Annotated in this window: 28 protein-coding genes and 1 tRNA gene; 6 read left to right on the top strand and 23 right to left on the bottom strand. The window is 65.4% G+C overall.

Annotation, left to right across the window (positions count from 1 at the left end; all coding sequences use genetic code 11):
- Positions 1-20 precede the first annotated feature (20 nt).
- Together clpS and BLO63_RS19970 are read right to left on the bottom strand one after the other, a co-directional pair.
- On the bottom strand, positions 21-392 hold the full coding sequence (clpS, locus tag BLO63_RS19965) for an ATP-dependent Clp protease adapter ClpS (RefSeq protein ID WP_091444432.1): 372 nt from the start codon (positions 390-392) through the stop codon (positions 21-23).
- A 317-nt stretch (positions 393-709) separates the two neighbouring features.
- The gene (locus BLO63_RS19970) at positions 710-1,048 is read right to left on the bottom strand and encodes a phasin family protein (RefSeq protein ID WP_091444433.1); all 339 of its coding nucleotides are present in this window, start codon (positions 1,046-1,048) and stop codon (positions 710-712) included.
- Positions 1,049-1,427: 379 nt separating this feature from the next.
- On the opposite strand from BLO63_RS19970, the gene BLO63_RS19975 reads away from it, so the two are divergent.
- On the top strand, positions 1,428-3,077 hold the full coding sequence (locus BLO63_RS19975; protein WP_091444435.1) for an SPOR domain-containing protein: 1,650 nt from the start codon (positions 1,428-1,430) through the stop codon (positions 3,075-3,077).
- 14 nt (positions 3,078-3,091) lie between these two features.
- Here BLO63_RS19975 and BLO63_RS19980 read toward each other — a convergent pair whose 3' ends face one another.
- Together BLO63_RS19980 and BLO63_RS19985 are read right to left on the bottom strand one after the other, a co-directional pair.
- Positions 3,092-3,790 (bottom strand): DnaJ domain-containing protein, encoded by a 699-nt coding sequence (locus BLO63_RS19980; protein WP_091444437.1) that lies wholly within the window; start codon positions 3,788-3,790, stop codon positions 3,092-3,094.
- Positions 3,787-4,515 (bottom strand): hypothetical protein, encoded by a 729-nt coding sequence (locus tag BLO63_RS19985; RefSeq protein WP_091444438.1) that lies wholly within the window; start codon positions 4,513-4,515, stop codon positions 3,787-3,789. The genes BLO63_RS19980 and BLO63_RS19985 overlap by 4 nt, the downstream gene beginning before the upstream one ends.
- A 161-nt stretch (positions 4,516-4,676) precedes the next feature.
- Here BLO63_RS19985 and panC point away from each other — a divergent pair, with 161 nt between their 5' ends.
- A complete protein-coding gene (gene panC / locus BLO63_RS19990; protein WP_091444440.1) occupies positions 4,677-5,531 on the top strand; it encodes a pantoate--beta-alanine ligase in 855 nt (284 codons plus the stop codon).
- A 15-nt stretch (positions 5,532-5,546) separates the two neighbouring features.
- On the opposite strand, the gene BLO63_RS19995 is transcribed toward panC, so the two are convergent.
- The 4 genes from BLO63_RS19995 to BLO63_RS21465 form a co-directional block, all read right to left on the bottom strand.
- Positions 5,547-5,744: a hypothetical protein gene (locus BLO63_RS19995; RefSeq protein WP_091444442.1), complete on the bottom strand. Its 198-nt coding sequence runs from the start codon at positions 5,742-5,744 to the stop codon at positions 5,547-5,549.
- A gap of 66 nt (positions 5,745-5,810) precedes the next feature.
- Complete coding sequence (locus BLO63_RS20000) at positions 5,811-6,245, bottom strand: DUF1489 family protein (RefSeq protein ID WP_091444444.1); 435 nt, start codon at positions 6,243-6,245, stop codon at positions 5,811-5,813.
- Positions 6,246-6,271: 26 nt separating this feature from the next.
- Positions 6,272-6,943: a glutathione S-transferase family protein gene (locus tag BLO63_RS20005; protein ID WP_091444447.1), complete on the bottom strand. Its 672-nt coding sequence runs from the start codon at positions 6,941-6,943 to the stop codon at positions 6,272-6,274.
- A 203-nt stretch (positions 6,944-7,146) separates the two neighbouring features.
- The gene (locus BLO63_RS21465) at positions 7,147-7,272 is read right to left on the bottom strand and encodes a hypothetical protein (protein WP_280138072.1); all 126 of its coding nucleotides are present in this window, start codon (positions 7,270-7,272) and stop codon (positions 7,147-7,149) included.
- Between the two features lie 280 nt (positions 7,273-7,552).
- On the opposite strand from BLO63_RS21465, the gene BLO63_RS20010 reads away from it, so the two are divergent.
- Together BLO63_RS20010 and BLO63_RS20015 are read left to right on the top strand one after the other, a co-directional pair.
- A complete protein-coding gene (locus BLO63_RS20010; protein WP_018390636.1) occupies positions 7,553-8,236 on the top strand; it encodes a DUF599 domain-containing protein in 684 nt (227 codons plus the stop codon).
- Positions 8,226-8,501, top strand: coding sequence for a DUF3253 domain-containing protein (locus BLO63_RS20015; RefSeq protein WP_091444449.1), 276 nt, complete (start codon positions 8,226-8,228; stop codon positions 8,499-8,501). The genes BLO63_RS20010 and BLO63_RS20015 overlap by 11 nt, the downstream gene beginning before the upstream one ends.
- Here the strand turns inward: BLO63_RS20015 and BLO63_RS20020 are convergent.
- The 3 genes from BLO63_RS20020 to mgtE all read right to left on the bottom strand — a co-directional run bounded on the left by BLO63_RS20020 (position 8,471) and on the right by mgtE (position 11,675).
- The gene (locus tag BLO63_RS20020) at positions 8,471-9,283 is read right to left on the bottom strand and encodes a glycosyltransferase family 32 protein (RefSeq protein WP_091444451.1); all 813 of its coding nucleotides are present in this window, start codon (positions 9,281-9,283) and stop codon (positions 8,471-8,473) included. The two genes, BLO63_RS20015 and BLO63_RS20020, sit on opposite strands and share 31 nt — an antisense overlap.
- A 137-nt stretch (positions 9,284-9,420) precedes the next feature.
- Positions 9,421-10,218, bottom strand: a complete 798-nt coding sequence (locus tag BLO63_RS20025) for a YdcF family protein (protein WP_091444454.1) — start codon at positions 10,216-10,218, stop codon at positions 9,421-9,423.
- 62 nt (positions 10,219-10,280) lie between these two features.
- Positions 10,281-11,675 carry a magnesium transporter gene (gene mgtE, locus BLO63_RS20030; protein ID WP_091444457.1) on the bottom strand — a complete coding sequence of 465 codons (1,395 nt, stop codon included), beginning with the start codon at positions 11,673-11,675 and terminating at the stop codon, positions 10,281-10,283.
- 157 nt (positions 11,676-11,832) lie between these two features.
- On the opposite strand from mgtE, the gene BLO63_RS20035 reads away from it, so the two are divergent.
- Positions 11,833-12,126: an acylphosphatase gene (locus BLO63_RS20035; RefSeq protein ID WP_091444460.1), complete on the top strand. Its 294-nt coding sequence runs from the start codon at positions 11,833-11,835 to the stop codon at positions 12,124-12,126.
- A 2-nt stretch (positions 12,127-12,128) separates the two neighbouring features.
- On the opposite strand, the gene lipB is transcribed toward BLO63_RS20035, so the two are convergent.
- Positions 12,129-12,872: a lipoyl(octanoyl) transferase LipB gene (lipB, locus tag BLO63_RS20040; protein WP_091444462.1), complete on the bottom strand. Its 744-nt coding sequence runs from the start codon at positions 12,870-12,872 to the stop codon at positions 12,129-12,131.
- Between the two features lie 172 nt (positions 12,873-13,044).
- Here lipB and BLO63_RS20045 point away from each other — a divergent pair.
- A tRNA-Leu gene (locus tag BLO63_RS20045) sits at positions 13,045-13,129 on the top strand.
- A 104-nt stretch (positions 13,130-13,233) separates the two neighbouring features.
- Here BLO63_RS20045 and BLO63_RS20050 read toward each other — a convergent pair.
- The 11 genes from BLO63_RS20050 to secY all read right to left on the bottom strand — a co-directional run bounded on the left by BLO63_RS20050 (position 13,234) and on the right by secY (position 23,234).
- Complete coding sequence (locus tag BLO63_RS20050; protein WP_091444464.1) at positions 13,234-14,022, bottom strand: polysaccharide deacetylase family protein; 789 nt, start codon at positions 14,020-14,022, stop codon at positions 13,234-13,236.
- A 133-nt stretch (positions 14,023-14,155) separates the two neighbouring features.
- On the bottom strand, positions 14,156-15,253 hold the full coding sequence (locus BLO63_RS20055) for an RluA family pseudouridine synthase (RefSeq protein WP_091444466.1): 1,098 nt from the start codon (positions 15,251-15,253) through the stop codon (positions 14,156-14,158).
- Between the two features lie 48 nt (positions 15,254-15,301).
- Complete coding sequence (crcB, locus tag BLO63_RS20060) at positions 15,302-15,676, bottom strand: fluoride efflux transporter CrcB (RefSeq protein WP_091444469.1); 375 nt, start codon at positions 15,674-15,676, stop codon at positions 15,302-15,304.
- Between the two features lie 41 nt (positions 15,677-15,717).
- Positions 15,718-17,037: a replication-associated recombination protein A gene (locus BLO63_RS20065; protein WP_091444471.1), complete on the bottom strand. Its 1,320-nt coding sequence runs from the start codon at positions 17,035-17,037 to the stop codon at positions 15,718-15,720.
- A 7-nt stretch (positions 17,038-17,044) separates the two neighbouring features.
- Positions 17,045-18,472 (bottom strand): DegQ family serine endoprotease, encoded by a 1,428-nt coding sequence (locus BLO63_RS20070; RefSeq protein ID WP_091444474.1) that lies wholly within the window; start codon positions 18,470-18,472, stop codon positions 17,045-17,047.
- 139 nt (positions 18,473-18,611) lie between these two features.
- Positions 18,612-19,040: a 50S ribosomal protein L17 gene (gene rplQ / locus BLO63_RS20075; protein WP_018390625.1), complete on the bottom strand. Its 429-nt coding sequence runs from the start codon at positions 19,038-19,040 to the stop codon at positions 18,612-18,614.
- A gap of 72 nt (positions 19,041-19,112) precedes the next feature.
- Positions 19,113-20,183, bottom strand: coding sequence for a DNA-directed RNA polymerase subunit alpha (locus BLO63_RS20080; RefSeq protein ID WP_205409371.1), 1,071 nt, complete (start codon positions 20,181-20,183; stop codon positions 19,113-19,115).
- 76 nt (positions 20,184-20,259) lie between these two features.
- Positions 20,260-20,649 carry a 30S ribosomal protein S11 gene (gene rpsK / locus BLO63_RS20085; RefSeq protein WP_018390623.1) on the bottom strand — a complete coding sequence of 130 codons (390 nt, stop codon included), beginning with the start codon at positions 20,647-20,649 and terminating at the stop codon, positions 20,260-20,262.
- Between the two features lie 116 nt (positions 20,650-20,765).
- Positions 20,766-21,134 (bottom strand): 30S ribosomal protein S13, encoded by a 369-nt coding sequence (rpsM, locus tag BLO63_RS20090; RefSeq protein WP_091444477.1) that lies wholly within the window; start codon positions 21,132-21,134, stop codon positions 20,766-20,768.
- 187 nt (positions 21,135-21,321) lie between these two features.
- Entirely contained in the window at positions 21,322-21,906 is a 585-nt protein-coding gene (locus tag BLO63_RS20095; protein ID WP_091444478.1) for an adenylate kinase, read from the bottom strand.
- Positions 21,903-23,234, bottom strand: coding sequence for a preprotein translocase subunit SecY (gene secY / locus BLO63_RS20100; RefSeq protein ID WP_091444481.1), 1,332 nt, complete (start codon positions 23,232-23,234; stop codon positions 21,903-21,905). The genes BLO63_RS20095 and secY overlap by 4 nt, the downstream gene beginning before the upstream one ends.
- Between the last annotated feature and the right edge of the window lie 20 nt (positions 23,235-23,254).

Raw genomic sequence — 23,254 nt, forward strand, 5'->3', positions numbered from 1 at the left:
CGTTTAGCCGTCGCGGGGCGTCACTTCTTCTCCATGACGCACTGCAAAGGATGCTGGTGCTTGCGCGCGAAGTCCATCACCTGCGTGACCTTTGTTTCGGCCACTTCATAGGTAAAGATACCGCACTCCCCCACGCCATGCTGATGCACATGCAGCATGATCTGGGTGGCTTCCTCCCGGTTCTTGCTGAAAAAGTGCTCCAGCACATGCACGACGAACTCCATTGGCGTGTAGTCGTCGTTGACCAGAAGCACCCGGTAGAGATTGGGCCGCTTGACCTGCGGCTTAGTACGCGTGATCACCGCCGTCCCGGGCGCGTTGTCCCCGCGGCGGCGACGCTCGTCGTCGGCCATCATAGCCTCACGCGGCTGAAATTCGGCGTGGTCGGACATTCATGCATTCCCCAACCGGCGAACCGGCCTTCGTTAGATATAATAAGTACGCATCTCCGCTCACGCCAGAGGCCCGAGCGGAACCGACTGTCGCATTCCGGTGACAATTCTTTGAGGCGGGCGGCCGCTCATCGCGCTTCAGCGCGTCATTCCGTGGGGCCGCGGCCTGCGCGCCAGCCCAAATAAAAAAGCCCGGCGCTGAGGCCGGGCCTTCTTGAAACACATGAACAGCCCGAACTCCCTTTCCGGACCGCCCCTCTACACCAGACAAATGCCCGGTGTTGCAATGTCAGTGGCAGCCGGTCAGCTGCCGCACATCACTTGGTGGCAGTGACCTTGGCGAGGACGCTCTCATACGGCTTGTAGGTCTCTTTCGCCAGGTCGGCATAAAGCTCGCCCATCTTGGTCGCCTGGGCGACGAAGCGCTCATAGGCGCTCTTGAAATAAGCCGACTGGATCTCGACAGCCTTATCCAGCGTCTTGGCGCCGAACAGCTTCTCGGCGGTGGCGGTGCCTTCCTCGAAGGACTTCTTCGAGTAGTCGGCGACCTCGATGGCGATCGCCTGGACGCCCTTGGAAACCGTGCCGAAGCTCTTGCTCGCAAGCTCGAGATTGTCCTTGCCGACCTTCTGGATGTCTTCAAAATTCTGCAGCATGAGCCCAACTCCTGTGGTGTTTCGCCACGCGCGTCGCGCATCAGCCGCACGCGCCCGCCCGGGAATTCTCCCTGGGGATTTTGTAATGCACCGCACCAAGACCCGTCAAGGAAATTGTGCAACGCAACATACCGCCCCACCGAACGCAGTCCCCACACCATCTTCGCGCCATATCAACAGGGTTGATGGCATTCTTTACGACTCTGTAACCGTGCCCTTTTTAAGATTTGGGAAGTGATGGTTCGGCAGGGTTCCTTAACCGGTCGAGGCCTTCGCAGCGGCAGCAATTGTCCTGCGATGCCTTGTCCCTGGCGAATGTGTGAAGTTTCCGGCAGTGGCCGGCGAAGAGTAGCGGGACGGTCATATGCAGGTTCCGAGAATGGTTGGCGCCACTTTCATGCGTGCCGCCGTGGCGGTTTTGGCGGTCTCCCTGCTGGGTGCAGGCGTGGCGGAAGCCGCGTCCAAGAAGAAGAAGTCGGTACGCGCCAAGTCGGCTGTCACACGCAGCGTGGCCAGCACCGGCACCTGGCATCGCGGCTATTCCCACATCGTCGTCGATGCCAATACCGGACGCATTCTCGACGCCGATAACGCCGACGCCCTCCGCCACCCGGCATCCGTCACCAAGGTGATGACGCTCTATCTGCTGTTCGAACAGTTGGAGAGCGGCCGTATGAGGCTCAACACACCGCTGCGCGTGTCGGCCTATGCCGCCGCGCAGCAGCCTTCCAAGCTTGGCGTCAAGGCCGGCTCCACCATCTCGGTCGAGGATGCCATTCAGGCGCTCGTCACCCGCTCCGCCAACGACGTAGCCGTCGTGATCGCCGAGAACATTTCCGGAAGCTCCTCCAGCTTTGCCAATCTGATGACGCGCCGCGCCCGCCAGCTCGGTATGTCGCGTACGGTGTTCAAGAATCCGAACGGACTGCCCAGCCCTGAGCAGGTCACGACCGCCCGCGACCTCGCCACGCTCGGCCGTGCCGTCCAGGAGCGCTTCCCGAAGTACTACGGCTATTTCGAAGCTCGCAGCTTCCAGTATCGCGGCGTCGCCATCCGCAACCACAATCGCCTGCTGGGCCGTGTCGATGGTGTCGACGGCATCAAGACCGGCTACACCAACGCCTCCGGCTTCAACCTGCTCACTAGCGTCAAGAAGAATGGGCGCTACGTGATCGCGGTGGTGATGGGCGGCAAGAGCGCGGCCTCGCGCGATAACCAGATGGTCGCACTGCTCAACGAAAACCTTGGCAAGGCCCAGTCCGGCCGTCAGATGGTCGCCCGCATGAGCGGGCCGCCGCAGGGGGCCTCGGCCGACGAAGCCGTCGCGCCGGTTGCTCTGGTCGACGAAACCCCGGCAGCGCCCAAGACCATTCCAGTGCCGACTAGCAGCCCCCGCGTCGCCATGGCGTCCGCCGTCGCCGACGTGGTTAGCACTGGCTCGATTCCGACGCCGGCCCCCTCGCCGGCCCGCCCGACCCAGGCGGTGGCCAGCGCGCCGGCGCCGAATGCGCCGCCCGTCGGCTCGGCCGCCCCGATTGTGCCGGTCGCGGTGAAGACGGTGGCGGTGGCCCGGCCCAGCCAGCCTGTCGCCTCCTTCAGCAATCAGCCGGGTATCCTCGGCACGCTGTCCTTCACCAATGGCTTCGTCTCTGATGCCTCCGAGGCGCCTGCTGCGGCTCCGGCCCAGCGCGCCATCCGCCAGCAGGTGCAGGTGGCGAGCGCCGGCCCGATCGAGATCCCGCGTCAGGACGCCGAGAACGCCGACCAGTCCGCCGCGCCGCGTTCCGGCTGGGCAATCCAGATCGGCGCCTTCGGCAGCGAAGCCGATGCCCGCGCCCAGATCGCCAAGGCGCAGCAAAAGGCCGGCAGCGCCCTCGCCAAGGCCGATGCCTATACGGAGCAGGCGGTAAAGGGCTCGACCCGGATCGTGCGGGCGCGCTTCGCCGGCTTCGACGCCGAATCCGCTGCACGGAAGGCCTGTCAGGCCCTCAAACGCAGCGACTTCGGTTGCATGGTCTTCCGCAACTGACCGGGGGGATGGGATCAATGGCGGTCGAGCAGGACATCCTTCGCTTCGTTTACCCGGGCAGCGAGATAGTTCGACCCGCCCTGGTCGGGATGGAGTTTCTTCATAAGGGATCGGTGAGCCTGGCGGATCTCGTCCGCCCCCGTCCCCGGCTGAAGCCCCAGGATCTGGTAGGCCTCCTCTTCCGTCATCGCGCCGCGGCGCGGCGGGTCAGCGCGCCGCCCGCCCGCATGTCCGTCCACGTTCTCACGCCAGCCGGGCGACCGGCGGTCAAGATAAGCTTCGAGTAGCTGGCGGCTCTCGACATCCACGTCGAGCGCCAGGCGGGCAAGGCTCGGGACGTCGAGCGTATCGAGCGCGGTACCACTCAGTGGGCCGTTGATCACCTTTCCGGCCAGCCGCCCGCTGTCATGGTCGAGCTCCATGTCGAGAAAGGCCGTCCGGACCTTCGATGTCCCACCCTGGCTCGGCTCGCTCTTCGCCGAAGAGAACGCCTTTCGGATATCCCAGCCGAAGAGAGAAAGGCCGAATATCCCGAGCGGCAAGGCCGTCTCGATATGGCCACGCATGCCGAGAAATCCTGCCACAACGATAAGCGCGCCGCCCCCGACCCTGCGCCCGAGCTTGGCGAGGACCGCCGGGTTGGATCGGCCAAACGCCTTCAGCCCGTAGTAGAGCAAGGCGACGATCGCCGCCCCGATAACCAGATTGATCATCGCGTATCCTGCATCGCGGAAATAAGCCGGCGCGCGCCGGGCGAGGCGCCCGCAAGGGCGGCCAGCGCCTTCGCCCCGCCGGCGGCATAGGAAGCCGCCGCGCGCAGCAAAGCCCGCAACTCGGTGGAGGCCCCAGCGTCGAAGCGGCAATAGGCCCCCTTGGTCAGCCGCGCAATCTCGCGAAAGGCGCGCTCGGCGGCCGGGTCGGCGCCTTCCTGGAACATGAAGGCGGGCACGCCACGCAGCGCCAGCGGGCCCGCCTCGGCGCAGAGCGCATCGACATTCTCCTCCATCGCATCGCCCACGAACACCAGCGCGCCGACAGGCCCCTTTGCGGCTTGCGCACCCGCATGGTTCAGCACCCGCCCGATCTGGGTCCGCCCGCCCTGGCACTGGATGCGCGCCATCAACGCACCGAGCTTCGTTCCGTCGCCCATCCAGGGCGAGGCGCGGCACTCGCTGAGGCCACGATAATAGACGAGCTGCATATCGAGCCCGCCAATGCGGGCGGCCTCCTCGAACATCTCCATCTGCAGGGCGCAGGCGAGATCCCAGGTGGGTCCACGGCTCATCGTCGCATCGAGGCCAAAGATCAGCCGCCCGCGCCGCTCGGCGGTAAGAGGTGCTCGGCGCTCCAGTTCCGCCAGGAAGGCGGAGGCCTCGGCGGAAAGCGCGGCGGGCGTCGCCGTGTTGTTTTTGGTCGTTACGGTCTTGTCGGCGGCCATTGCGGTTTCCGATGAGGATTCGGCGCGAGTGTAGCGGGGGATGCGCCCCGGCGAACAGCCCACTCGCCAAGGGTTGACCGTGGGAGCCTCGCCCGCGCCGTAGGTTGACGCTCAGGGCGGCTCTGCTAGCTTCCGCGCCCCGGCCGAAAGGGGTTTTTGCCATGACGAGCGCCCGCGCGATCCGCACCGTTCATACCGTCGCTGCGCTGCGCGCGCAGGTGAACCGATGGCGCGCGGCTGGCGAACGGATTGCCCTCGTTCCCACCATGGGCGCGCTCCATGCCGGCCATGTGGCCTTGATGGACGCCGCGCGGGAGACGGCGGACCGCATCATTGTGTCGATCTTCGTCAATCCGACCCAGTTCGCCCCGACGGAGGATCTTTCGCGCTATCCGCGCACCCTTGAGGCGGACCTCCAAAAGGCGGGCAGCGCCGGGGTCGAGCTGGCGTTCGTACCCGATGTCGACGAGATGTATCCTGATGGATTTTGCACCACCGTCTCGCTACGCGGCCCGGCGCTGGGGCTGGAAACCGCGTTTCGACCGACCCATTTCGCCGGCGTCGCCACGGTAGTGGCCAAGCTGCTGATCCAGGCGATGCCGGACGTCGCCCTGTTCGGCGAGAAGGACTATCAACAGCTCCAGGTGATAATCCGCCTGGCCCGCGACCTCGACCTCCCGGTAGAGGTCGTTGGCGTTCCGACGGTGCGCGAGGCGGACGGCCTCGCCCTATCCTCGCGCAATGTCTATCTCTCCGCCGCTGAGCGTGCGGCAGCACCGGCGCTCTATCGTGCGCTGATGGCTGCCGCATTTAGGATCGGCCGGGAAGCCACCACCGCCGACGCCGTGGAAGAAGCACGCGCGGCCATCATAGGCGCCGGCTTCGAGCTCGACTATGTCGAGGCCCGTCACGCCGAGACGCTGGCTCCCATCGCCTCCTCCATGGAAGGTCCGATCCGACTGCTCGTCGCCGCCCGCATTGGGTCGACGCGGCTCATCGACAATATCCCGGTTTGACGAGGCATCCGGGCGCTAGATCATGACCGTGTAGGCAATCACCATGCCGACGATGACCAGCGCGAGGCCGACGCCGAGGACGTAGCGCATCGGCTTGACCTCGGCGGCCTGCCGCTCCTGGGTGTCGGCCTTCACCACTACCTCGCCATTGTCGACCACGCGATGATCGTCCGAGTTCGTGTGGGTCATGCCGTTAGAGTTGGTCTGGTTCATTCCAAGGTCCTTTCGCGTTCCGTACGGGAATAACGTGCGAAAGGGTGTTCGGGTCCCTCGAAACAGCTACAGAAGTCCCAGCGAGCGCAATTCGCGGCGGAGCTCGTCCGGCAGCGCCGGAGCGGTGCCGATGGTGGCAAGGTCCGGAGGGGCGTCCTTGGCCGCGAGATAACGCCATCCCTGGAAAGGCCGGCTGGGGCGCGGATCGACGCGGTGGACGGTCGGATCGAGCACAAGATGGCAACGGCGGATGCCGTCGCCATCCACGAAGGGCCGAATGCCGGTCAGCGTCTGGCGGCACGCGACCTCACCCTTAACGACCCAGTAAAGGGAGCCGCCGTCCACCAACTCCGCTAGGCGGGTCGGCACCATGCGCGTGGTGTGGACCTGTTCGGCCGTCTGCCCGCGGGCCACCTTGCCAGCGAGCGATTCGGCAATCCACGCCTCCAGATCCTCGATGGACTCGGCGCCGACGCAAAGCTTGAGCAGGTGGAGCGGCATGGCTGGGCCCGTTGAGCAACTGCGCTCTATACCCGCTTGACCACCGGCCAGTCGACCTCATCCTCCGCCAGCGAACCCGTCTCCTTCAGCGCCGCCTCTTTCCACGCTTTGAAGGCGGGATGGGCGTGGATCGCCTCGACATAAGCGGACGCCACCGGGTCGATCTCGATGGCATAGGTGCGCAGCCGAGTTGCCACCGGCGCATACATCGCATCGGCGCCGGAAAACGTCCCGAACAGGAAATCACCCCCTGCACCGAAGCGTGCACGAGCCTCGCCCCAACGGCGGACGATGCGGCGAACGTCTTTCATCGCTTCCTCGGGAAAGGCCCGGGGCTCGATCGGCCGCCAGAGGTTCATCGGCGCCGCGCTGCGCAGCGCACCGAAGCCGTTGTGCATCTCGGCGGCCAGAGAACGCGCATAGGCGCGGGCGGCAGGCTCCACCGGCCAGATTCCCCTGTTCGGGAACCGCTCGGCCAGATGCTCCAGAATGGCGCTCGATTCCCACACCACCCCATCGCCGTCGATCAGAACCGGCACCTTGCCAGCGGGTGAGCGTTCGCGGATCCGATCCTTGAAGTCGGGCGCATCGAGCGGCACAAGCTCTTCCTCGAAAGGAATGCCGAGCGCTGTCATCGCCAGCCAGGGCCGCAGCGACCAGGAGGAGTAGTTCTTGTTTCCGATGATGAGCCTCAGCACTGCGTTGCGCCTCCCTGTTCCGGCACCGGCCGGAGAATCCGCCATTTGGCGAAGCAGGGCAAACGCAGCCATGTGATGAGGGCGATCAATCCCCGTGATCGACGCCCGCTTTGGCGGCCGGGGCCAGACATGGCAAAGGCCCGGCCTTGCGGGCCGAGCCTCTGTCATGCAACTGAGAAGATCAGCGGCCCGAAGGCCTTAGCTCAACCGGCGACGATCTGCGCCGCCTGGAAGCCACCGAACAGATAGATGAGAGCGATTGCCGCCAGGAAAGCGGCGACAGCCCAACGGGCAACTCCCCAACAGGAGCGCTCGGGAATGGAATTCATGATGATCCTCGGAACGATACGTTCACTGTGATCCGCCGACCGACGACTCGGGATAAGGGCGCGACCTGAAACAGTATTTAATAAATCGTTACGACGTTCGCAACCGCGAAATCGCCACATTCCACCGCAGCTCATGCAGTGCAGCCCTGCCTGTCCCGCATGGACGCCCACTCGACAAGCCCTACAGAGAGCTGTTGAAAGCACTCCTGACAACGCTCACCCTCGGCCTTCCATCCCGGCCCAGGGCGGCCGAATGACCGGCGGAAATCCAGGTAACACCATGCTCGGCTTCACCTATATCGATGCGATCGCCTTCTCGGCATTCTGCCTGGCATGGGTCGCTTATCATTTGGTGATGGAGGGGAGCTGGGCCGAATCGCGCACGCTCAACCGGCGGATGGATGCCTACCGGTACGAGTGGATGCGCCGCATGCTCGAGCGCGAGAACCGCATCGTCGATGCCCAGATCGTCGCTGCACTGCAGAACGGAACGGCCTTCTTCGCCTCCACCTCGCTGCTGGCCATCGGTGCCACCCTCGCCATTCTGCAATCGACCGAAGCGGTGATGGCGCTCTTTCGCGACCTGCCCTTCGGCGCTCCGAACCGCACAAGCTGGGAATTGAAGACCCTTGGCCTGACGCTGATCTTCGCCAACGCCTTTTTCAAATTCGCCTGGGCCTACCGGCTGTTCAACTACTCGACCATTCTGCTTGGGTCGACACCACCGCCCTCCGAGGCCGGAACACCCCAGGCGCAGGCCCATGTCATCAAGCTCGCCCGCATGGCGACGATCGCCGGGCGACACTTCAACCGGGGGCAGCGCGCCTTCTTCTTCGCCATCGCCTATCTCGGCTGGTACATCAACGGCTGGGCGCTGATGGCTGCAACGCTCGCCATCTTCCTTGTCATGATCAACCGGCAGCTGGGCCGGGATTCGCACTGGGTACTCGACAATGACGGATAGTCCTTCCCGCCCTTCCGAAGAAGCCGTCGAAGCGGCGATTCTGGCTGTCGCCAGCCAGCCCGGCGCGGCGAAGACGGTGACGCCCGAAGATGTGGCGCGCAGCGTCGCCACCGGGCCCGATTGGCAGAGCCTGCTTCCCTCAGTACGGCGCGGCGCCCTGCGCCTGGCCCAGGCCGGGCAGTTGGTCCTCTATCGCAAGGGCAAGCCGGTCGATCCGTCGGAACTGCGCGGCGTCTATCGCCTCGGGCTGCCGCCCGCCGCCTGAGATGGATGGCGCGGCGGGGCACTCCCCGCCCGCGCCGCCTCGTAGATTTCCTTGAAGGGCGACAGCCCGATCGATTTCTCGCAAATGTACTTCCGGTAGAGATAAAGCCCCAGAGGCAGCCGGGCGATCAACGCCTTGACAGCGGACTTGGCACGCCCCTCTGCCTTCCAGCTCGCGCTGAAATGATGGACCGTGTAGTTCCTACGCCAGAGAAAGGACGGATGTTCAAAGGTGGTCTTGTCGTAGATCGCCACGTTCGTTCCCCGCCATGCGCGCCCATCCAGCAGGAAGCCGTCGACCTTGGCGAGAAAGGCGGCCGTCATCATGTCGTTGTTGGGAACGTCCGTCGATATCTCGCCAGGGCGATCAACATAGGTGTCCAGCAGGTCCCTGATGACAGGATGTCCCGCCCGGGCGCCGATGACGGCGGTGCCGAGATTGCAGTCCCACATGTATCCCAGGAACATCTCGTTCGACAGCAACGGCGTAAAGCTTCGTAAAACCTGGACATCAGTGTCGAGATAAATCCCTCCGACCTCAAAGAGCTTCATCAAACGCACCATGTCGGACACATGAGCGAAATGGCCCGCGCGGTGGCATCTTTCGAGGAAGGGAGACTCAGCGAGGTCTATATTCCGCTCATTCCATTCCACATGCTCATAGTCAGGCAGAACCTGCTTCCGCAAGCGCTCGAACCTGAGCATCTTTGCCGATTTCCGCCCTCCACCGAACCAGCAGGTATGGACGATCTTCGGGATGATGGGCTGATCCTCCTGCGGCATTCGGATTTTCCTCTGTTAAGCTGATCCTGCCCCAACGACGTTCGTAATCCGCATGGCCCACCTGAGCGCGCTCCGATCTCAGGAAGCGATCGGAGCGCTGGAACCGCCCTCAAACTCTAGGCGGGAGAGGCTACAAGCTAGGGCAGCGGCGCGGGCAGAGGGCTGTCGATCCGGCCCGTCAGGTAGTAGACACTAAGGCCGAGCCATTCGTGTATGGCGAGATCAAAGAAGTCGAGCCCATTCGCCACTGATCTGAACGGTTCGAAGTAGTCGGCTTTGCCGCTGGTCCGGTAGTCGACGGGATAGGCGGTGACGGGAAAACCGGCAGCCCGGAAGCACCCCACCGCGCGCGGCATATGAAAAGCGGACGTGACGAGCAACCACGTCTCACCCGGCTGCGGTTGAATCAGCTCCTTTGCCAGGCGTGCGTTTTCCTCGGTATTGCGGGCCATTGGCTCGAAGGTCACCCGATCGTCCGCCAACCCGATCTGCGGCAGCGCGAGGCGCACGACGTCGGCCTCGTCTAGTGGCCGTGGTCCGAGTTCGGCGCCGCCGCCCGAGAAAACGACCCGCGCCTGCGGGTAGCGGCGCGCCAGTTCGCCCATCGCCAGAATGCGCTCCGCCGATTCGTGGAAGGAAGGCTGGCCCCGGGCTGCAGTGATGCGTGCCAGCTCGGTTCCGCCGAGGACGATGATCCCGTCGACCTTGCGGCCATCCTCGACATAGCTCGGAAACCGGGCCTCCAGCGGGATAAGCAGCATGCGGCCGAAGGGGCCAATACCGATCAACAGAAGTCCCACGACACCGAGCGTGACCAGCCCCGCGCCAAGCCATGGCCAGCGAAGCCACAGTACCAGGCCAATCGCGGCCAGAAGAGTGAGGAAGGTCGAGGGGACTGCGACCAGCCAGATCAGTTTGGACAGGGTGAAGAACACGTCACGGCCTCGTCAGTTTGCCTGCCACAGCGCAGCCGGGCACCGCGCTGCGGTCAGGCCGATCAGAACCATAGCGACGCGATTCCGAGAAAGGCAAAGAACCCCACCACATCGGTGATGGTGGTCACGAACGGTCCCGACGCAACCGCCGGATCAACCTTCAGGCGATCGAGCGTCAGCGGGATGAGGATGCCACCCAGCGCGGCGGCCGCGAGATTGATCACCATCGCCAGCGCGATCACGAAGCCGAGGTCGGCCACGCCGAAGCGCGCGAACACCACCACGGCCATGATCACCGCGAAGACCACGCCGTTGAAGAGCCCCACCAGAAGCTCGCGCGCGATAACCCGCCTGGCATTGCTCGGCCGCAACTCGCGGGTGGCGAGCGCCCGCACCGCCACCGTCATCGTCTGTGTCGCGGCATTGCCGCCCTGGCTGGCGACGATCGGCATCAGTACCGCCAGCGCCACCATGCGCTGAAGCTCGTTCTCGAACAGCGCGATGACGAAAGAGGCGATGTTGGCGGCGATGAGGTTCAGCAGCAGCCAGGAGAAGCGGCTGCGGGCGATGTACCAGAAGCTGTCGGAGAGTTCCTCGTCGCCGGCGACACCGCCGAGCGCCTTCAGGTCCTCCTCCGCCTCTTCCTGGATCACGTCGACGATGTCGTCGACAGTGAGCACGCCGACGAGGCGCCCCGCCTCGTCAACCACCGGTGCCGAGATGAGGTTATAGCGCTCGAAAACGCGCGCCACGTCCTCCTGGTCATCGGTGGCGTTCACCACGTGACGATCCGGCGTCACCACATCGCCGAGCTTGGTGCCGCGTTTCGTCCGCAGCAGCCGGTCGAGCGGCACCGAACCGTTCAGACGATAGGTGGCATCGACGACGAACACCTCAAAGAAGGTTTCCGGCAGCCCCTCAGTCTCGCCGATATAGTCCAGCGTCTGGCCGACGGTCCAATAGGGCGGCAGCGCAATGAACTCCGTCTGCATGCGCCGGCCGGCGCTTTCCTCGGGATAGTCGAGGCTGCGCTGCAGCGCCGCCCGCTCCGGGATCGACAGATTGGAGAGAATTTCCTGCTTGTCGGCGTCGTCGAGGTCTTCAAGAATGTAGACCGCGTCGTCGGAATCGAGGTCGCGCATACCGTCGACGACGGTCTGGGTCGACAGCGCCTCGAGGATCTGCACGCGCACCGTCTCGTCGAGCTCGGTCAGCGCGGTGAAGTCGAAATCGCTGCCCAGCAGCTCGATCAATTGGGGACGATCGGCGGCCGGCAGCGCCTCCAGCAGGCGCGCGACATCGGTCTCGTGGAGATCGCTGACGATGGCGCGAAGGGCCGCGACATCGCCGGCGTCGATGGCCCCAACCACCGCCTCGACGAAGCCGGGCGTCTCGCTCGGATCGTTATCGTGCTCCGGCCCGCGCAGCGGGGTGGCGAGATCGGTCTCTTCGCGCATGCCTACTCCGGACGGGTCGTGAGGAATGAACGGCTCGGTCCGCGACGGGAACGATGCGCGTTCATGGACGAGCTGGTGTTAATGAAGAGTCGGCCCAGGGACAATTCCTTAAGCCGCTCGCGGTTTCGCGCTACCGAAACTTTGTTGGAGGAGCTCCATGACGGACCTAGCGGCGACACGTCTCCTCGTGCGCGGAAGGGTGCAGGGCGTCGGCTACCGCGCCTGGCTCGTGCGCGAAGCCGATGGACGTGGGCTGCGTGGCTGGGTTCGCAACCGGCTGGACGGCAGTGTGGAAGCGCTCGTCTTCTCGCCGGCGCCGACGTTGGCGGACTTCCTGGCCGCCTGCCGGATGGGCCCGGCGGCGGCGAACGTCACCGAGGTGACGGTTCAGGAAGAGGCGGTGCCGGCAGCGGAAGCGTTCGGCGACTTCGCCATCTGGCCCACGGCTTAAGCTCAGGCCTCATCGACGATCGTCGGCCCGAACACCGTCTCGAAGGCGCGGCGCAGAGCGAGGTCGGCATCGTCCATCGTCACCGGCAGGCCGAGATCGACAAGGCTGGTGACGCCGTGCTCGCGTACGCCGCAGGGCACGATGCCGGCGAAATGGGAGAGATCGGGCTCCACATTGAGCGAGACGCCGTGCAGCGTCACCCAGCGGCGCACGCGAATGCCGATGGCGGCAATCTTGTCCTCGCCCGTGCCCGCCTTTTCCGGCCGGCGGACCCACACGCCGACCCGGTCCTCTCGCCGTTCGCCGCGCACATTGAACGAATCGAGCGCCCGGATCAGCCATTCCTCCAGCGCGGCGACGTAGCGGCGCACATCCGGCTCGCGCCTCTTGAGGTCCAGCATCACATAGGCAACGCGCTGGCCGGGGCCATGATAGGTGAACTGCCCTCCCCGCCCCGTGTCAAAGATTGGGAAACGATCGGGATCGACGAGATCCTCGGCGCGGGCGCTGGTGCCGGCCGTGTAGAGCGGAGGATGTTCAAGCAGCCAGACGAGCTCGTCCGCCTCCCCGGCAGCGATTGCCTCGGCGCGCCGGTCCATCTCCGCCAGCGCCTCGGGATAAGCCACCGGCGCGGCCGATACGCGCCAGCGCACCGGCGCGGCGCCAGGCTTCGGCAGCAACAGCGGATGCAGCGCGTCACGCGCGACGGCGCTGGCATGTACGGGAGGATGGGCCGCGTGTTCCATGGCCGATACATAATGGCTGCCCCCGCTCCTGTCGCCTGCGCAGCCATGCACGGGAAGCGACGCTGTCCACAGGCGCGTGCGGAAACTCGGCAGCTCTTGTGGACCCCTACTCCATCTGCTAGACGATGCCCCGCTCGCGATGGCCGCTGACGAAGCAGCCGGCGCCAGCGATGCGGTCGTGGCGGAATTGGTAGACGCGCTGCCTTGAGGTGGCAGTGGGTAACACCGTGGAGGTTCGAGTCCTCTCGACCGCACCATATTCTCCGGATTTCGAAACACACGGCGGCCCTCGGGCCGCCGTTGTCGTTTCGGGAGTTCGAACGAGCTGGGGTCGCCGCGTCGGTTGCCGCGTCCTGGGTGCCTACGGCGCCGTCGCGGTCTTTGGGAGCGCCGGCACGATGTGCACCACGCGGTATCCCCTCTCCCTCAACGTCGTGAGAAACGCCGGCAGCATCTTCGCCGTCTGCGCCCGCGTGTCGTGGAAGAGGATGATTCCCCGGCCTGCATGGTCGAGGCGGGCCAGCACCAGGGCGAGCTGTTCTTCCGGTGTCATCGGATTCCAGTCCGACGCCCAGAGATCGGCGCCGAACACACCGATTCCGCGCTGGCCTAGATAGGTCAGCAACTCCGGCGACGCGCCGAATCCCGGGAAACGAAAGAAGGGAACGCGGGGACGCGTACCACTGGCGCCATAGGCGGCCTTGTCGTCCGCCTTGATCCCCTTTTCGATGTCCGCCACCGCCTTGTCATAGGGGATGTCGGCCAGCGTCATCGGATGGGTCATACTGTGATGGCCGACCGTGTGGCCCTCGGCAATCTCGCGCCGCAGCAGATCAGGCTGGGCGGCGGCGTTGCGGCCGATGACGAAGAAGGTGGCGCGCACGCATTCTCGCGCCAGCGCCTTCAGCACCGCCGGAGTCGTGCCGGGCAGCGGGCCATCATCGAAGGTCAGCACGACTTCCCGGTCGGCCAGGTCGAGCGTCTGCGGGAAATGCTTGGTCCCGACCTGCAGGCCGACCGGATCGACCTGCATCACCCGCGAGGTTCCGAGCTTGCCGGTGCAGTCCTGCGCTCCTGCCTCCGCGCCAGTGAGGCTGGCGCCGAGGCACACAGACAGGAAAAGCACGACGCGGCAGGCGGCGGGCGACATAAGCGAAGCTCCCGGCAGAGGCGATCCCGCAGCTGCGTAGCCCATTGCCGGCGCCCGCGCCATCCATGCGGCAGCGCATCCACCGGCGATGGCTCACCAGCCTCCAGTGGGGCCGCCTGCCCGCTTGCGCGCCTCAGCTTTCCGGGGCGTCGACGATCGGGTCGTACTGCGAGGCGTCGAAGCCGAGTACATTCCAGCTTTGCTGCATATGCGGCGGCAGCGGGGCCGAGACGTCGATCAGCTTGTCGCCGCGCGGATGCGGGATGACCAGTCGGCGCGCCAGAAGATGCAGGCGGTTCTGCAGCCCGCCCGGCAGCGGCCAGTTCTCGATGTCGAAATATTTCGGGTCGCCGACGATCGGATGGCCGATATGGGCGGCATGGGCGCGCAGCTGATGGGTGCGGCCTGTTACCGGCTTCATCGACAGCCAGGCGAGCTTCTGCGCCGCATTGTCCACCACGGCGTAATAGGAGATGGCGTGGCTCGCCTCGTCGTCGCCGTGCCGGGCGACGCGCATCTTCTCCGCCGCCTCGTCCTTAGCGAGATAGGTGGAGATGCGGCCCTGGGCCGGACGCGGCACGCCGGGCACCAGTGCCCAATAGACCTTTCGGGCCGAGCGCGAGCGGAACGTCTTGGCGAGCGTCGAGGCCGACAGGCGGCTCTTCGCCACCAGCAGGATGCCGGACGTGTCCTTGTCGATGCGGTGGACGAGGCGCGGCTTCTGCCCGTCGGAACCGCGCAGCGCCTCCAGCATGCCGTCGACATGACGATAGGTGCCCGAACCGCCCTGGACGGCGAGGCCGAACGGCTTGTTGAGCACCAGGACGTCGCGGTCCTCGTAGAGTGTCATGTCCTTCAGCGCCCGAGCGTCCTTGTCGTCCGAGCTGGCGCGCCGCACGGCGGGCGCGGCAAGTTCCTCGCCTTCTTCGTCGGAGCGCGCGCTGCGCACGGCTGGACGCGGCGGCGCCTCGCCACGCGCCTTCGCTTCCTCCGCCTCCAGATGGTCGGCGGCGGACAGCTGCGGCTTTTCCTCCAGCGGGGGGATGCGAATGACCTGACCCGCGGAAAGGCGGGTATTGGTCTTTACCCGGCCGCCCTCCACTCGCACCTGCCCGCTGCGCAGCAGCTTCTGCAGATGGCCAAAGGAAAGGTCGGGAAAATGCGACTTGAACCAGCGGTCGAGCCGCATGCCTTCTTCGTCCGCGTCGACGCGGCGTGTCTCAACGGCCATGGCGTGGGTACTCCTTGCCCCAGCACATAGCCGAGACGGGGCCTCACGTCACGCGAGAGCGCGCATCAGCGCCAATCCGCTGAACACGCCCGCCAGCGCCAGCGCGACCGAACCGCCGACATAGAGGGCCGCCAACCCCATCTCGCCGCGCTGCACCAGCAGGGCGGTATCGAGCGAGAAGGTGGAGAAGGTGGTGAAGCCGCCGAGCACGCCGGTGATGATGAAGGCGCGCGCGTGCATGGTCCAGCCGCCGCTGGCCAGAAAGGTCAGCCATCCCGCGACCAGGCCGATGGTGAAGCTGCCGATCACATTGATCGCCAGGGTGCCGTAGGGAAAGCCCATGCCGAAGGTCCGCATGACCGCCAGGCCGAGCGCATTGCGCAGGACGCCGCCAATGCCGGCGCCGATGAAGATGAGAATCATGCCCTGCACGCTGTCAGCCCCGCCTGTCCAACCGCCTCAACCTAGTCGCCACCCTGCCGCTCCGCCCGCAGCCGCGCCCAGTATTCCAGGCGCTTCTTCACCTCGCGCTCGAATCCGCGCTCGTTCGGCGTGTAGAAATCTGACCTGGGATCCCCGGCCAGCTCTTCCGGAAAGAACGACTGTCCCGCAAAGGCATCGGGAAAATCGTGGTCGTACTGGTAGCCGGCGTGGTAGCCGAGTTCCTTCATCAACTTCGTCGGCGCGTTGAGGATGTGCTTTGGCGGCGCCAGAGAGCCGGTCTTCTGCGCCAGGGCCAGCGCGGCGTTGAAGGCAGAGTAGGCGGCGTTCGACTTCGGCGCCGTCGCCACATAGGCAATGGCCTGGGCGAGGAACAGCCGCCCCTCCGGCCAACCGACACGCTCAAACGCGGTCCAGGCCGCCACCACCTGCGGCATCGCCTGTGGGTCGGCCATGCCGACATCCTCGGACGCCGCGCAGCAAAGCCGGCGGAACACCGTTCCCGGGTCTTCGCCGCCCGTCAGCATTCGCGCCGCCCAGTACATGGCGCCATTCACGTCGGAGCCGCGCAGGCTTTTATGGAAGCAACTGAGCAGGTTGTAATGCTCATCCTGCCCCTTGTCGTAGATCGGAGCCCGCTTCTGCATGGTCGCGGCGAGGCCCGCCACGTCGAGGTCCGGCCCGTCCGGCTGTGCCAGCAGTTCCTCTGCAAGGCCGAGCAGGTAGCGCCCATCGCCATCGGCCATACCAGCCAGCGCTGCACGCGCCTCGGGGGCGAGCGGCAAGCGCCGGCCCTCCAGCGTCTCGGCGCGCTGGAGCAGCTTGTCGATCGCCTCGGCGTCGAGCGCCTTGAACACCAGCACCCGGGCCCGCGACAACAGCGCCGCGTTAAGCTCGAAGGACGGGTTCTCGGTTGTGGCCCCGATCAGTGTGATCGTGCCGTCTTCCATGACGGGAAGGAAGCCGTCCTGCTGGGCACGGTTGAAGCGGTGGATTTCGTCGACGAAGAGCAAAGTGCCCTGCCCGATCGCCCGGCGCCCCCGCGCGGCCTCGAACACCTTCTTCAGGTCGGCGACGCCGGTGAAGATGGCAGAGACCTGCTCGAAATGCAGACTGGTCTCGCGCGCCAGCAGCCGGGCCACCGTCGTCTTGCCGGTACCGGGCGGGCCCCAGAAGATGAGTGAGCCGAGTGAACGGTTGGCGATCATCCGGGTGAGAGCGCCGCCCTCCCCCGTCAGGTGCTCCTGCCCCACCACCTCGGCAAGCTTCTGCGGCCGCAGCCGGTCGGCCAGCGGCCGGGGAGCGGCATTCTCAAGTCCGGCGGACGCGAAAAGATCGGACAAGGCCGCCTCAACCCGGCAGCAGGGCGGAGATGACCCGCCCGCCACGCTGCAGCGTCACCCGCCAGGAGCGCGCCGGCACCCGCGTAATCCGCTGAAGATCGGCGGTCGTCGCGATCGGGGTGCCGTTGATCTCCATGATGACGTCGCCAGGACGGAAGCTGGTGCGCTCCGCCGGCGAACCTTCCCCGACCATGAGGATCACCACGCCCTTGATGGCGTCGATCGTCCGCATCTCCTCGATCACCGCCGGCGAAAGATTGACCACGGTCGCCCCCGACAAGGGCGAACGGCCCTGCAGCAGCACCTCGTCGCGCGGCACCGTCTCCGGCGCCGGCTCCAGCGCCACCCGCAGCGTCGCCGGCTTGCCCTGGCGGATGATGCCGAGATCGACCGCCCCGCCCAGCGGACGCGTAGCGAAGCGGAAGCCGAAGGCGTCGGGATCATCCACCTCCAGCCCGGCCACGGTGACGATGAGATCGCCCGCGCGCAGACCCGCCTTCTCAGCCGGACTGCCGGGGAAGATGTTCTGCACCAGCGCGCCGGTGGGGCGCACCACGTCCAGCCCCTCGGCGAGATCCGGCGTCATCTGCTGTAGATCGGCCCCCAACCAGGGACGGCGCACGACCTTGCTGCCGGCCAGCGCCGATTGCAGCACCACCCGCACCATGTCGGCGGGGATGGCGAAGCCGATGCCCTGCGAGCCGCCAGAACGCGAGAAGATCGCGGTATTGATGCCGACCACACGTCCCGCGCCATCCACAAGGGCGCCACCGGAGTTGCCGGGATTGATCGCCGCGTCGGTCTGGATGAAGAAGCCGTAGTCGGTGATGCCACGCTGGGTGCGGGCGAGCGCGGAGACAATGCCCTGCGTCACCGTCTGACCGACCCCGAACGGATTGCCGATCGCCAGCACAATGTCGCCGACCTGGAGATCGTCGGACGAGCCGAGCGTCGCCGACGGAAAGTCCGCCTTGCCGTCCTTGATCTTCAGGATCGCAATGTCGGTGCGCGGGTCGCGCAGCATCACCTCGGCGTCGAACTCGCGCTTGTCGGACAGCGACAGGCGGATCTCGTCGGCACCGTCAATGACATGGTTGTTGGTCACGACGATGCCGGACCGATCCACCAGAACCCCAGACCCCAGCGAACGCTGGATGCGCTCGCGCGGCATGTCGAAGCCGGGCACGTCCGGCCCGCCCCGGTCGCCGAAGAAGCGGCGGAAGAACGGGTCATCCAGCAGCGGGTTGTTCCGCTGGGTGGTCTTCAGCGCATAGACATTGACAATAGCCGGCGCCGTGCGCGCCACAACAGGCGCGAAGCTGAGGCCGATCTCGGCGCGTGAGGCCGGCACGCGCGGTCCGCCGGCGGCCGGGACCTGCGCGAGTGCCGGCGCGGCGGCGAGAAGCGAAGCAACGATGAGGACAAAGCGTTTCATGGCGCCAGATATAATCCCCGCCCTGCGGCGGAGAAAGGGCAGCCGTGCCCCACTCTCGCACGCAAAGACTACCGCCAAAAGAAAAGGGGCGGCAAAAGCCGCCCCGATCCGGAATTTATTCGGCCAGCAGCCGTCCCGCTCACGCGGCGGCGGCTTCCTCGGCCTTGGCGGCCTCGTGACGGGCGATGTCAGCAGCGCCCTTGGCCGATTCGTCGCGATCGACCAGCTCGATCACGGCAATCGCTGCCGAATCACCGTGGCGGAAGCCCGCCTTGATGATGCGGGTGTAGCCGCCATTGCGCTCCTTGTAGCGCGGGCCGATCACGTCGAAGAGCTTGCGCACGACGGCGACGTCGCGCACTTCGGCGATCGCCTGACGGCGGGCGTGGAGGCCGCCGCGCTTGCCGAGGGTGATCAGCTTCTCCACCACCGGGCGAAGATCCTTCGCCTTGGGCAGGGTGGTCATGATCTGCTCATGGGTGATGAGCGCCTGACACATGTTCGCGAACATGGCCTTGCGGTGCTCCGCGGTCCGGTTGAACTTGCGATACGTCTTGCCGTGGTTCATGGCAAAATTCCTAAATGCGGCGGCTTTCGAGCCGGGAGATACGGGTGACGGCTCGAACGCCGCGCTCAATGCTCAATAGTGATCTTCGAACCGCTTGGCGAGATCCTCGATGTTCTCCGGCGGCCAACCCGGCACTTCCATGCCGAGGTGCAGGCCCATGCTGGCGAGAACTTCCTTGATCTCGTTCAGCGACTTGCGGCCGAAGTTCGGGGTACGGAGCATCTCCGCCTCGGTCTTCTGGATCAGGTCGCCGATATAGACGATATTGTCGTTCTTCAGGCAGTTCGCCGAACGGACCGACAGTTCCAGCTCGTCCACCTTCTTGAGCAGCGCGGGATTGAAGGGCAGCTCCTGCATAACAGGGCTTTCCGTCTCGCGCTTGGGCTCCTCGAAATTGACGAAGATCTCGAACTGGTCCTGCAGGATGCGCGCGGCGTAGGCCAGCGCATCCTCGGGGCCGACCGAGCCATTGGTCTCGATGGTGAGGGTCAGCTTGTCGTAGTCGAGAATCTGGCCCTCGCGGGTGTTCTCAACCTTGTAGGAAACCTTCTTCACCGGCGAATAAAGGCTGTCGACCGGGATGAGGCCGATCGGCGCATCCTCCGGGCGGTTGCGGTCGGCCGCGATGTAGCCCTTGCCGGTGTCGACGGTGAACTCCATGCGGATCTCGGCGCCGTCGTCGAGCGTGCAGAGCACCAGCTCGGGGTTCAGCACCTGCACGTCGCCCACGGTCTGGATATCGCCAGCGGTGACGACGCCTGGACCCTGCTTCTTCACAACCATGCGCTTGGGGCCATCGCCGGCCATCTTGATGGCGATGTCCTTGATGTTGAGGACGATGTCGGTAACGTCCTCGCGCACGCCCGGGATCGACGAGAACTCGTGCAGCACCCCGTCAATATGCACGGACGTTACCGCCGCGCCCTGGAGCGACGACAGCAGGATGCGGCGCAGCGCATTGCCGAGCGTCTGCCCGAAGCCGCGCTCCAGAGGCTCGGCGACAACGGTCGCCAGGCGCTTCGGGTCGCTGCCGAGCACGACTTCAAGCTTCTCGGGCTTGATCAGCTCTTGCCAGTTCTTTTGAATCACGACGTCACCCTTGGTTTCGACGGTGCCCCGGACTCCCTGCCCGACACCTTCCACCCCGGTCCCGGCGGGAGGGGGAAGGCCGACTGCAGCGGCCCCTGCGGCGCCCGAAGCGCCGCTGGATGATTAGGCGTCAGACGCGCCGACGCTTGCGCGGACGGCAGCCATTGTGCGGGATCGGCGTCACGTCGCGGATCGACGTCACGGTGAAACCCGCCGCCTGGAAGGCACGAAGCGCCGATTCACGGCCGGAACCGGGACCCGAGACCTCGACTTCGATGGTACGCATGCCGTGATCGGCGGCCTTGCGGGCGCAATCCTCAGCGGCAACCTGCGCCGCATACGGCGTGGACTTGCGCGAGCCCTTGAAGCCCATGGCGCCCGCCGACGACCAGGCAATGGTGTTGCCCTGCGCGTCGGTGATGGTGATCATGGTGTTGTTGAACGACGCATTCACATGCGCGACGCCGGAGGCGATGTTCTTGCGCTCACGACGCTTGATGCGGGCAGCTTCTTTAGCCATAGACCTTGGATCCTTCGGACGCGCCCGTCATTCCAGGCGCTCGGGACAGTGTTCGCAACGAATGCGCCGGCCGCGCGAGGCGCCGGCGCTGAAAAGCGGGCCTCAGCCCGCCCTCCTCACTTCTTCTTGCCGGCGATCGCCTTGGCCGGACCCTTGCGGGTGCGGGCATTAGTGTGGGTACGCTGACCGCGCACCGGCAGACCGCGACGATGACGCAGGCCGCGATAGCAGCCGAGGTCCATCAGACGCTTGATGTTCATCGAAACTTCGCGGCGCAGGTCGCCCTCGACCAGATAGTCGCGGTCGATCGTCTCGCGGATCTGCAGAACTTCCTGGTCGGTGAGCTGGTTGACCCGGCGCTCGACCGGAATGCCGACCTTCTCGACGATCTCGGCCGCGTTCTTCGCGCCGATGCCGTGAATATACTGAAGCGCGATGATGACGCGCTTGTTGGTCGGGATGTTAACGCCTGCAATACGAGCCACGTCGCTCTCTCCATGTGAACCGGACGAGCCGGTGATGAAAATGCCCCGCGCCGGTGGAGGCCGGCCCCTGCGGAGATACGCACGAGGCCGCCCGACATCAGCGAATTGATGTCGATTGGCGGCACCCGCTTGAGTGAAGCGCGGCACATAGAGCGATTCCGCCCATATGTCAAGCCGAGCGAGAGTCTCAGGCCAGCTCGAGGACGTCGGCAATCGCCTTCGTCACCTCATCGATGGGCTTCATCCCGTCGATCGTCGCCAGCATGCCACGCTCCGCATAATAGGGCGCGACGACGGCGGTATCCCGGTTGAAGGCTTCCAACCGCGTCTTGAAGACCTCGGGATCATCATCCTTGCGGACCGGCTCGCCTCGGGCGGCGGTTTCGCGCGCGCGCTGGATGATACGGTCGACCAGTTTGTCCTGATCGACCTTCAGCTCGATCACGGCGTCAAGCTTGAGGCCCTTCTCCGCCAGGATCCGGTCCAGCGCCTCGGCCTGAGCCACCGTGCGCGGAAAGCCGTCGAGGATGAAACCCTTGGCGCAATCGGGCTGGTCAATGCGGTCAGAGATGATGCCGATCACGATCTCATCCGAGACGAGGTTGCCGGCATCCATCACCGCCTTGGCCTTAAGGCCGATCGGCGTCTCGTTGCGGACGGCCTCGCGCAGCATATCGCCAGTCGACAGCTGCACGATGTCGTGGCGCGCGACGAGACGCTGCGCCTGCGTGCCCTTCCCCGCCCCCGGAGGTCCGAGCAGTATAAGCCTCATCGGCGCTTCCCCCTGAGCTTGGCCTTCTTGACCAGCCCCTCATATTGGTGCGCCAGCAGATGACCCTGAACCTGGGCCACCGTATCCATCGTCACGCTCACCACGATCAGCAGCGAGGTGCCGCCGAAGTAGAACGGGACTGCGGCGTAGGAGATGAGAATCTCCGGGAATAGGCACACGACCGCTAGGTAAGCCGCACCGATGACCGTGATGCGAGTCAGCACATAGTCGATATATTCGGCGGTGCGCTCACCCGGGCGGATGCCCGGCACGAAGCCGCCATGCTTCTTCAGGTTGTCCGCCGTCTCCGTCGGGTTGAACACGATGGCGGTATAAAAGAAGCAGAAGAACACGATGAGCAGCACGTAGAGCAGCATGAACAGCGGCTGTCCGTGGCCGATGAGCGTCGTCACCGTCGTCAGCCAGCCGGGGCCGGAGCTCTGCATGAAGCTCGCCACCGTGGTGGGGATCAGCAGCAGCGAAGAGGCGAAGATCGGCGGGATGACGCCCGAGGTGTTCAGCTTCAGCGGCAGGTGCGAGGATTGGCCCTCATACACCTTGTTGCCGACCTGGCGCTTCGGGTACTGGATCAGCAGACGGCGCTGAGCCCGCTCCATGAACACGATGAACATGATGATGCCGATGGCCATCAGGATCACCGCGAGGATGATGCCGGTGGACAGCGCGCCCTGGCGGCCGAGCTCAAGCGTGTTGGCGATCGCCGCAGGCAGCTCCGCCACGATACCGGCGAAGATGATCAGCGAGATGCCGTTGCCGATGCCGCGAGAGGTGATCTGCTCGCCGAGCCACATCAGGAACATGGTGCCGCCGGTGAGCGTAACGACCGTCGAGATACGGAAGAACCAGCCGGGATCCGACACGACGGCGCCGGAGCCTTCGAGGCCGACGGCGATGCCGTAGGACTGGAAGACCGCGAGCACCACGGTCAGGTACCGCGTGTACTGGTTGATCATCTTGCGGCCCGACTCGCCTTCCTTCTTCAGCGCTTCCAGCGTCGGGGAGACGGTGGTCAGCAGCTGAATGATGATGGAGGCTGAGATGTAGGGCATGATGTTCAGGGCGAAGATCGCCATGCGCGACACCGCGCCGCCCGAGAACATGTTGAAGAGCCCGATAATGCCCTGCTGCGCCGTGCTGAACACGTCAGCCAGCGCGTCGGGATTGATCCCGGGCATCGGGATATAGGTGCCCAGCCGATAAACGAGAAGCGCACCCAGGGTGAACCAGATGCGCTTCTTCAGTTCGTCGGCTTTTGCCAGAGCACCGAAATTGAGGTTTGCCGCGAGCTGTTCTGCTGCCGAGGCCATGGTGGCTCCGCTCCTCGTCT

The organism is Ancylobacter rudongensis, assembly GCF_900100155.1.
GTDB classification, from domain to species: Bacteria; Pseudomonadota; Alphaproteobacteria; order Rhizobiales; family Xanthobacteraceae; genus Ancylobacter; species Ancylobacter rudongensis.